Here is a 7,250-nt window from a genome sequence, read left to right on the forward strand (position 1 = left end):
TCACTATACATGGCACTCCTCCTCTGCGGAGATCATGTACCATAAGTGACATAGTGTAGCAACACACTAAGGTGGTGGGGCGGCTCAGCGCCTCTCGGCCGCTTGATGAGCGGCCAGCACCGCGTCGTAGTTGCCGAGCACGCGCTCCTCGAGGTCGGTGTCGCAATATTCGACCACCTCAGCGATCTTGCCTTCGCGGAAGTGGAAGATGAAGCAATAATGGTTGTCGTACCGCTTGCCGGATTTGAGCATCACGTCCCCGCGCACTTCCGCGACGACCATCTCTCCTTCGGCCACCAGGTTGATCGCGCGTGCGGTATAGTCGGTCGCGAACAGGCCGAAGAGCGGGCGCAGCAAGTCGCGATGGATCGCCTCCTGCCCGTCGAACCGTCGCGACCAGCTGCAATGGCCGGGAAAGCGCCAGACATAATCCGGATGGACCGACGCCGCGAAAACGCTGCGGTCGCCCTCGGCCATCGCGGCATAGATGCGTTCGATCACCTGCTTGTTCCGCTCGGCGCTCATGACATTCTCCTTGTCCCACAACAGCATGGCCAAGGATTGACTATCCCGGAAATGAATAGTTCTGATATCGCGCATGTCGCAATTGGATATCGGTCGCTACGACCTCAATCTGCTGCGCGCGCTGTTGGCAATGATCGAAAGCGGTAGCGTTACCCGCGCCGCACAGATCGTGTCGGTTTCCCAGCCCGCGATGAGCCGGATCCTGGCGCGCTTGCGCGAGGATTTCGGCGACCCGTTATTGGTGCGCAGTGGATCGGGGATGAAGCGCACGCCGCGCGCGGAGGCGCTCGCCGAGCCCGTCCGTGCCCTGCTCAAGCAAGCGGCCGCCCTGTATGAGGGCGAGGCGTTCGAGCCCGCGGCGGCGCAGCGCGTGTTCCGGGCGGCGATTCCCGACGTTGTCGCCGCGACCGTGCTCGCCCCGTTGATCGAGGCAATGGCGCGCGAGGCGCCCGGCTGCCGGATCGACCTCGTTCCCTGGCCGCGGCCGAACGATCCGGTCATCGCGACGCTCGATTTCGCGATCAGCACCGACACGATCTTGTTCGCCGGGCTGCGCATGGCGGCGCTGTTCGACGATCATGACGTGTTAGCGGTTCATGTCGGCCAGCCCGCGACGTGGCGCCAGATCCTCGAAATGCTCGACGCGCCGCATATCGCCGTGGTCGGGGCAGGCGCGACGAGCGATCCGGTGGACGACTGGCTGGCAGATCAAGGCTTGCACCGCCGCATCGCCGCGGTCGTACCGCATTATCTACAGGCGCTGATGGCAGTAGCGCGGACCGATCTCGTCGCCATCCTGCCGTCACGGCTGATCGCCGCTTATGGACCCCAGCTCGATGTGCGCGCGGCTGAACTCCCGATCGAGCAGAGCATCGACCGCCATTTCCTGGTCCATCCGGTCGAGCGCGACGCCGACGCCGCGTCGGTGTGGCTGCGGGATTTGATCCAACGGACGGTGGGGGATTGAGGACTAAAATCCTCCCCGGAACGGGGAGGGGGACCATCGCAAAGCGATGGTGGAGGGGGCCCGCGACACACGAGCAACAGACCGTAAGGCTACCGAAGGATGGGCCCCCTCCACCACGCGCTGACGCGCGCGGTCCCCCTCCCCGTTCCGGGGAGGATTTTGGTCCATTGCCGAGGGCACGAGCACCCCTTACGCCCTCGACGATGCGCAAGCTGCTGAAAGCCCTGCTGGTCCTCTTGCTGGTCCTGCTCCCGATCGTCGCCGGTTTCTATCTCTACGCCCGCGCCGAAGCGCGGTCCGACCCCGTCGTACGCACCGCCACCGTCAAGCTGCCGCGCTGGCCGGCGGGGGTGAAGCCGGTTCGCGCCGTCCTGATCAGCGACATCCATATCGGCAGCCACGCGATGGACGAGGCGCGGCTCAGCCGCATCGTCGACCAGATCAACGCGCTCAATCCCGACATCGTGCTGATCGCCGGCGACTTCATCTACGGCGCCGACCCGCATGGCGCGAAGACGAAGGGCCAGGCGCTGGTCGCGCCGCTCAAGAAACTGCACCCGCCGCTCGGCGTGGTCGCGGTGCTGGGCAATCACGATCACTGGACCGGTCCCGACGATGTCAGGAGCCTGCTCGAGCAGGCGCGGATCACCGTGCTGGTCAACGACGTCGCGGTGCGGGGGCCGATCGTGATCGGCGGCGTCGACGACGATTATACCAAGCATGCGAACATCGCCGCGACCATGGCCAAGCTGCGCCCGTTCGAGGGCGCGCGCATCATCCTGACGCATTCGCCCGACATCGCGCCGCGCCTGCCGGGCGATGTCCGCCTGCTGCTCGCCGGGCATACGCACTGCGGGCAGGGCGTGCTGCCCTTCTACGGCCCCGTCACCACCGTATCGCACTTCAAGGACCGCTATCGCTGCGGCCTGGTGCTCGACCCGCACCTCGCGGTGATCGTCACCGGCGGCCTCGGCACGAGCGGCCCATCGCTGCGCTTCGGCGCGCCGCCCGATCTGTGGCTGATCACGCTGGAGGGGTGAGTGCCCGTCGTTCCCAAGCTCTAAACTCCCCTCCCTGGAAGGGAGGGGAGTTCTCTTAAACCTTACGCCTTCCGCCCGGCTTCGAACAGGAACCAGGCGCGGCGTTCGGCCTGGTCGGTCCAGTCGTCGATCATCGCGCTCGTGGCATTGTCCTTGGCCTTGTCGGCCAGGTCCTTGGCTTCGCGCAGGCTCTCGACCAGCTTGAGATTGTCGTCGCGCAATTCCTTGAGCATGTCGTCGGGCGCGACGAAATCCTGGTCGTTGTCCTGGATCGTCTGGTGCCGGGCGATGTCGCCGATCGAGCGCAACGTCGTGTTGCCGGTCTTGCGCACGCGCTCCGCGATGTCGTCGGTCGAGGCGAAAATCTGCGCCGCCTGCTCGTCGAGCATCAAATGATAGTCGCGGAAATGCGGGCCCGAGACGTGCCAGTGGAAATTCTTGGTCTTGAGATAGAGCGCGAACGAATCGGCCAGGATCGCGTTGAGCGCATCCTTCACGCTCTTGGTGGCGTTGGACGACAGGTCGGTCGGGGTCTTGAGATCGGCATTGGGCATGGGTGGCTCCGTTGGAACGAAAGAGTCGTTGCGATAACGGATCAATATAGGATTCGCTCCCCCCGTTTCCCGCGCAAAATGATGGGCAGAGTGATCGACGCGCTAGATCAGGCGCAGCGCGGAAAACGCCATCCAGCATCCGGCGATCGTCAGCACTGCGCCGATCGCGAACCCCGCCATCCGATGCGGCAAGGTCCGCCAGATCGTGTCCCCGCCCAGGGCAGCGAAGGCGAGCACCACCGCGCTGCCGACGAACCCGCCGACGCCGGCGAGCGCGGCAGTGCCGCTGGCGGCGAGCGCGAGCGTGACGAACTCGGTACGGCCGCTCCAGCCGGCGGCGATCAGCCGGCTCGCGACGCCCAGCAGGGGATGGCGTGCCTCGCCCGGATCGAGCTGCTTGCCCGGCCAGACCGTGCCGCTGGCGGCGACGATCAGCGCCAGCGCGACGAACAGGCGTTTCGGATTGGGCGTCATGTGCGGGCCGAGCAGATAGCCCGCGGTCGCCGCAATCGCATGAGTGACGAGGATGGCGGCCAGCGCGCCGGCCAGCACCGCGCCCGCCTTGCGCGACCGGTCGGCCGCTCGCGCGACATAGCTCGCGGTCGGATCGGTCGCGCGGATCAAGAGAGCGGCGACCATCGCCGCCATCAGTGAGTCCATCAGCCGGCCAGTCGCACCGCTGCCGCCGCCAGGAAGACGTGTCCGGTCTGCGCATCGGTCTGGCCGCAGCCGACCGCTTCGCCCAGCATCGAGATCCAGCCGCGCACGATGACGCCGCTTTCGCCGCGCCCCAGCGCCGCCTCGAGCGCATGCGCCACCGCCACGACGGGCAGCACGCCCGCCGCCTCGGCGACACACCGGATCGAATCGACTTCGACGACCAGGTCGCGCGGCCGCGCATGCTGTGCCATCAGGCCGAGCCGCGCCACGCGGGCGGCAAGATCGTCGTTACGAGCAGAAACCCCCATTTCCCCAACTCCCGCTTCGCTGGCGCGAGCGTGCGCCGAACATGGTAAAGGAGGTGTTAAGGGCCAGTGCGCTTGACAATCGCCTCCGCCTGGGCCAATGGCCCGCCCCTGACAAGCGGCGGTGCGTCCGCCGCTTTTGCATTTAAACCAGCAGGAATTTGGGTCATGGCCAAGCCGACCACCGTCAAGATCAAGCTCGTCAGCTCGGCCGACACCGGCTTCTTCTACGTCACCAAGAAGAATCCGCGGACCCAGACCGAGAAGCTGTCGTTCCGCAAGTACGATCCCGTCGCGCGCAAGCACGTCGAGTTCAAGGAAGCGAAGATCAAGTAAAGCGCGCGAGCGCGCTTTACGCAGTCCCCGCGAAGGCGGGGACCTCGGGCCGCAGGCGGATGCCTTGCGGCCTTTTGCTTGCCCGCGCCCTCAATCCGACGTCAACTCGGACTAGTTCCGGAATCCAAGGGCCGCAGGGGAAACCCTGGCGGCCCTTTGCTTTTTGATCTGCGCCTGCCATTCTGATCGGGGGAAAACGGGCCGGAGCCCGAGGGGGAGCGGGCGCATGTTTCTCGTGGCTGGAATGGTCGGCGGAATCCTGGGCATCTGGATTCTCAAGACCCTGCTCGAATGGGCGATCTTCAAGCGGGTGATGAACGATCCGGTTGCAGGCAAACTCGCCTCGGTCGGGTGCGCCTATGCAATCGCCATTTTCTTATATGGCTATCTGGCAAGAAATGGCGTCGGATTGGCGGCCTTAGTGTACTTTCCCGGCCTCATGCTCTGGAGCGTCCTTGGATATATCCGGGGGACGAAGACAAAGGCCGAGATGACCGACGGCGTCGTCGAGGTTTTCGAATAGCGAAGGCTACAGCAGCGCGTTCACCTCTTCGACGAAGCGCGCGACCGAGATCGGTTTCGATACGAAGGCATCGGCCCCCGCCGCACGGATGCGCTCCTCGTCCTCGCGGCCGACATAGGCGGTCACCGCCATGATCGGCGTCCTGCCCAGCGCCTCGTCCGCCTTGATCTGCTGGATCAGCTCGACCCCGCTGACATAGGGCAATTGGATATCCATCACGATCAGGTCGGGGGCGAAGGCACGCGCGCGCTCGATCGCCTCGCGTCCGTCGCGCACCGGCTCGGTGTCGAATTCGTGCGCACGCAACAGGTCGCAGAACAGCTTCAGATTGAGTTCGTTGTCCTCGACAACCAGCACGCGCTTTGCCAACGGGGTCTCCTTGGACACGACGATAGCAATGAACCCCCACGAGACCAACGACGCCCCGACGCTGGCACTGCACGCGCTGGCCTGGACATTGGCCGATTCGGCGCGCGCGCGGCGCTTGCTCGACCTGACCGGGCTCGATGCCGACACGCTGCGCGGATCGGCGGCGAGTCGCGGCACGCAGGCGGCGGTGCTCGGGTTCCTCGAAGCGCATGAGCCCGACCTGATCGCCTGCGCCGCCGATCTCGACGTCAAGCCGGAAGCAATGATCGCCGCACGCCATATTCTCGAGGGAAGCCTGGAAGCATGACCCGCCCGCTCCTGATCTGCGATTGCGACGAGGTGCTGCTGCACATGGTCAAGCATTTCGGCACCTGGCTGCGCGAACGCCACGACATCCGCTTCGCGCACGAGACGGGGAGTTTCGTCGCGATGACCCATGCCGACGGCAGCTCGGTCGAGCACGAGCGTATCTGGGCGCTGCTCGACGAGTTCTTCCCCGCCGAGATGGAGCGGCAGACGCTGGTTCCCGGCGCCGCCGAGGCGCTGGCGGCGCTGGCCGAGAGTGCGGACATCGTCATCCTGACCAATCTGGGCGACGATTGCCGCGACCATCGTATCGAACAGCTCGCGCGCCACGGCATCCGTCACCGGGTCGAGACCAATCAGGGCGGCAAGGGCGGCCCGGTCGCGCGGCTGGTCGCGGAATATGGCAATCCGGTCACGGTTTTCGTCGATGATCTGGCGACTCACCACGAATCGGTTGCCAAGCACGCGCCCAGCGTCCACCGGCTCCACCTGGTGGCAGAGCCCGCGATGGCACCGCAGGTACCGCCCGCGGCGCACGCGCACGCACGGATCGACGACTGGGGGGCAGCGCGCGATTGGATCGCCCAGCGCTTCGCCGCCGCCCGGCCGGCCATAACAGAAGGGATTTCCGCATGACCGACCGTATCGACCGCAAGCTGGAGGAAATGGGCCTGAGCCTGCCCTCGCCCGCCGCGCCGGTCGCGTCCTATGTGCCGACGGTCGATGCCGGCGGCCTGCTCCACATCTCGGGCCAGTTGCCGTTCAAGGACGGAAAGGTGGTGACCGGGCGGCTGGGCGACGATGTCGACAAGGTCGCAGGCCAGGAAGCCGCCGAATTGTGCGGGCTGATGCTGGTCGCGCAGATCAAGGCCGCGCTGGGCGGCGATCTCAGCCGGGTCGAGCGGATCGTCAAGCTCAGCGTGTTCGTCAATTCGGCGCCCGATTTCACCGACCAGCCCGAAGTGGCGAACGGCGCATCGAACCTGATGGAAGCCTTGTTCGGCGAGGCCGGCAAGCATGCCCGCAGCGCGGTCGGCGTCGCGGCGCTGCCGCGTGGGGCTGCGGTCGAGGTCGACGCGATGGTTAAGCTCGCGAACTGAGCCATAAACGTCATGCCGGGCTTGTCCCGGCATCCACCGATCCGCATATCCCTCCCATGCAGGAAGCGCGGCACGGTGGTGTGCAGGCGAGATCATGTCCCCCGGACATGAGCTTGGCCTGCCGGGGGCAGGCCAAAGCCCGCGCACGGCACAAGGCCGGGATGACGAAAGAGTGCGGCTCTTGAGTCGCGATAAAATCACCGCCCGTGTTTCCGAAGGCGTGTCGCAGGTTGCGGCAGCCGACTGGGATGCCTGCGCCGGCACTGACAATCCCTTCGTCGGCCATGCTTTCCTCTCGATCCTCGAGGAATCGGGCAGCGTCGGGCGCGGCACCGGCTGGCAGGCGCTACCGGTGATCGTCGATGGCGCCGACGGCCGCCCCGCGGCGATCGCACCGGCTTATGCCAAGAGCCACAGTCAGGGCGAGTACGTCTTCGATCACGCCTGGGCCGATGCCTGGGAGCGGGCCGGCGGCGATTATTACCCCAAGCTCCAGGTCGCCGCGCCCTTCACCCCGGTGCCGGGCCCTCGGCTTCTGCTGCGCGACGACGCCCTTGCCCCGGCA

13 protein-coding genes are annotated in these 7,250 nt (G+C 66.1%); 8 read left to right on the plus strand and 5 right to left on the minus strand.

Features of this window, described 5'->3' with window-relative positions; genetic code table 11:
- Positions 1–84: 84 nt before the first annotated feature.
- A complete protein-coding gene (locus ACTHJR_RS15600; RefSeq protein ID WP_440524159.1) occupies positions 85–525 on the minus strand; it encodes a nuclear transport factor 2 family protein in 441 nt (146 codons plus the stop codon).
- Between the two features lie 73 nt (positions 526–598).
- Between ACTHJR_RS15600 and ACTHJR_RS15605 the strand changes: the two genes are divergently transcribed.
- Positions 599–1,492 carry a LysR family transcriptional regulator gene (locus ACTHJR_RS15605; protein WP_440524160.1) on the plus strand — a complete coding sequence of 298 codons (894 nt, stop codon included), beginning with the start codon at positions 599–601 and terminating at the stop codon, positions 1,490–1,492.
- Between the two features lie 203 nt (positions 1,493–1,695).
- Entirely contained in the window at positions 1,696–2,532 is an 837-nt protein-coding gene (locus tag ACTHJR_RS15610) for a metallophosphoesterase (protein ID WP_440524161.1), read from the plus strand.
- Positions 2,533–2,594: 62 nt separating this feature from the next.
- On the opposite strand, the gene ACTHJR_RS15615 is transcribed toward ACTHJR_RS15610, so the two are convergent.
- The 3 genes from ACTHJR_RS15615 to ACTHJR_RS15625 all read right to left on the minus strand — a co-directional run bounded on the left by ACTHJR_RS15615 (position 2,595) and on the right by ACTHJR_RS15625 (position 4,054).
- On the minus strand, positions 2,595–3,086 hold the full coding sequence (locus ACTHJR_RS15615; RefSeq protein ID WP_440524162.1) for a Dps family protein: 492 nt from the start codon (positions 3,084–3,086) through the stop codon (positions 2,595–2,597).
- A gap of 102 nt (positions 3,087–3,188) precedes the next feature.
- Complete coding sequence (locus ACTHJR_RS15620; RefSeq protein ID WP_440524163.1) at positions 3,189–3,746, minus strand: TMEM165/GDT1 family protein; 558 nt, start codon at positions 3,744–3,746, stop codon at positions 3,189–3,191.
- The gene (locus ACTHJR_RS15625) at positions 3,746–4,054 is read right to left on the minus strand and encodes a hypothetical protein (protein WP_440524164.1); all 309 of its coding nucleotides are present in this window, start codon (positions 4,052–4,054) and stop codon (positions 3,746–3,748) included. The genes ACTHJR_RS15620 and ACTHJR_RS15625 overlap by 1 nt, the downstream gene beginning before the upstream one ends.
- Positions 4,055–4,219: 165 nt before the next feature.
- Between ACTHJR_RS15625 and rpmG the strand changes: the two genes are divergently transcribed.
- Both rpmG and ACTHJR_RS15635 read left to right on the plus strand, forming a co-directional pair.
- On the plus strand, positions 4,220–4,387 hold the full coding sequence (gene rpmG, locus ACTHJR_RS15630) for a 50S ribosomal protein L33 (protein WP_046348982.1): 168 nt from the start codon (positions 4,220–4,222) through the stop codon (positions 4,385–4,387).
- Between the two features lie 226 nt (positions 4,388–4,613).
- Entirely contained in the window at positions 4,614–4,910 is a 297-nt protein-coding gene (locus ACTHJR_RS15635; protein ID WP_440524165.1) for a hypothetical protein, read from the plus strand.
- A gap of 6 nt (positions 4,911–4,916) precedes the next feature.
- Here the strand turns inward: ACTHJR_RS15635 and ACTHJR_RS15640 are convergent, their stop codons facing one another.
- Positions 4,917–5,279, minus strand: coding sequence for a response regulator (locus ACTHJR_RS15640; protein WP_440524170.1), 363 nt, complete (start codon positions 5,277–5,279; stop codon positions 4,917–4,919).
- 28 nt (positions 5,280–5,307) lie between these two features.
- Here ACTHJR_RS15640 and ACTHJR_RS15645 point away from each other — a divergent pair, with 28 nt between their 5' ends.
- From ACTHJR_RS15645 to ACTHJR_RS15660, 4 genes are all read left to right on the plus strand, one after another.
- Entirely contained in the window at positions 5,308–5,586 is a 279-nt protein-coding gene (locus ACTHJR_RS15645) for a DUF3572 domain-containing protein (protein WP_440524166.1), read from the plus strand.
- Positions 5,583–6,221, plus strand: a complete 639-nt coding sequence (locus ACTHJR_RS15650) for an HAD family hydrolase (protein ID WP_440524167.1) — start codon at positions 5,583–5,585, stop codon at positions 6,219–6,221. The genes ACTHJR_RS15645 and ACTHJR_RS15650 overlap by 4 nt, the downstream gene beginning before the upstream one ends.
- Positions 6,218–6,685 (plus strand): RidA family protein, encoded by a 468-nt coding sequence (locus tag ACTHJR_RS15655; protein ID WP_440524168.1) that lies wholly within the window; start codon positions 6,218–6,220, stop codon positions 6,683–6,685. Before ACTHJR_RS15650 ends, ACTHJR_RS15655 begins: the two co-directional genes overlap by 4 nt.
- A gap of 181 nt (positions 6,686–6,866) precedes the next feature.
- On the plus strand, positions 6,867–7,250 hold a 384-nt coding region (locus ACTHJR_RS15660), incomplete at its 3' end, for a peptidogalycan biosysnthesis protein (RefSeq protein ID WP_440524169.1).

Source organism: Sphingomonas sp. (assembly GCF_051962185.1).
Classification (GTDB): Bacteria; Pseudomonadota; Alphaproteobacteria; order Sphingomonadales; family Sphingomonadaceae; genus Sphingomonas.

What these genes read in the sequence shown, in the direction of transcription:
- ACTHJR_RS15600 (WP_440524159.1), bottom strand. Translation starts at nt 525, where the DNA reads ATGAGCGCCGAGCGGAACAAGCAGGTGATCGAACGCATCTATGCCGCG.
- ACTHJR_RS15605 (WP_440524160.1), top strand. Translation starts at nt 599, where the DNA reads ATGTCGCAATTGGATATCGGTCGCTACGACCTCAATCTGCTGCGCGCG.
- ACTHJR_RS15610 (WP_440524161.1), top strand. Translation starts at nt 1,696, where the DNA reads ATGCGCAAGCTGCTGAAAGCCCTGCTGGTCCTCTTGCTGGTCCTGCTC.
- ACTHJR_RS15615 (WP_440524162.1), bottom strand. Translation starts at nt 3,086, where the DNA reads ATGCCCAATGCCGATCTCAAGACCCCGACCGACCTGTCGTCCAACGCC.
- ACTHJR_RS15620 (WP_440524163.1), bottom strand. Translation starts at nt 3,746, where the DNA reads ATGGACTCACTGATGGCGGCGATGGTCGCCGCTCTCTTGATCCGCGCG.
- ACTHJR_RS15625 (WP_440524164.1), bottom strand. Translation starts at nt 4,054, where the DNA reads ATGGGGGTTTCTGCTCGTAACGACGATCTTGCCGCCCGCGTGGCGCGG.
- rpmG (WP_046348982.1), top strand. Translation starts at nt 4,220, where the DNA reads ATGGCCAAGCCGACCACCGTCAAGATCAAGCTCGTCAGCTCGGCCGAC.
- ACTHJR_RS15635 (WP_440524165.1), top strand. Translation starts at nt 4,614, where the DNA reads ATGTTTCTCGTGGCTGGAATGGTCGGCGGAATCCTGGGCATCTGGATT.
- ACTHJR_RS15645 (WP_440524166.1), top strand. Translation starts at nt 5,308, where the DNA reads ATGAACCCCCACGAGACCAACGACGCCCCGACGCTGGCACTGCACGCG.
- ACTHJR_RS15650 (WP_440524167.1), top strand. Translation starts at nt 5,583, where the DNA reads ATGACCCGCCCGCTCCTGATCTGCGATTGCGACGAGGTGCTGCTGCAC.
- ACTHJR_RS15655 (WP_440524168.1), top strand. Translation starts at nt 6,218, where the DNA reads ATGACCGACCGTATCGACCGCAAGCTGGAGGAAATGGGCCTGAGCCTG.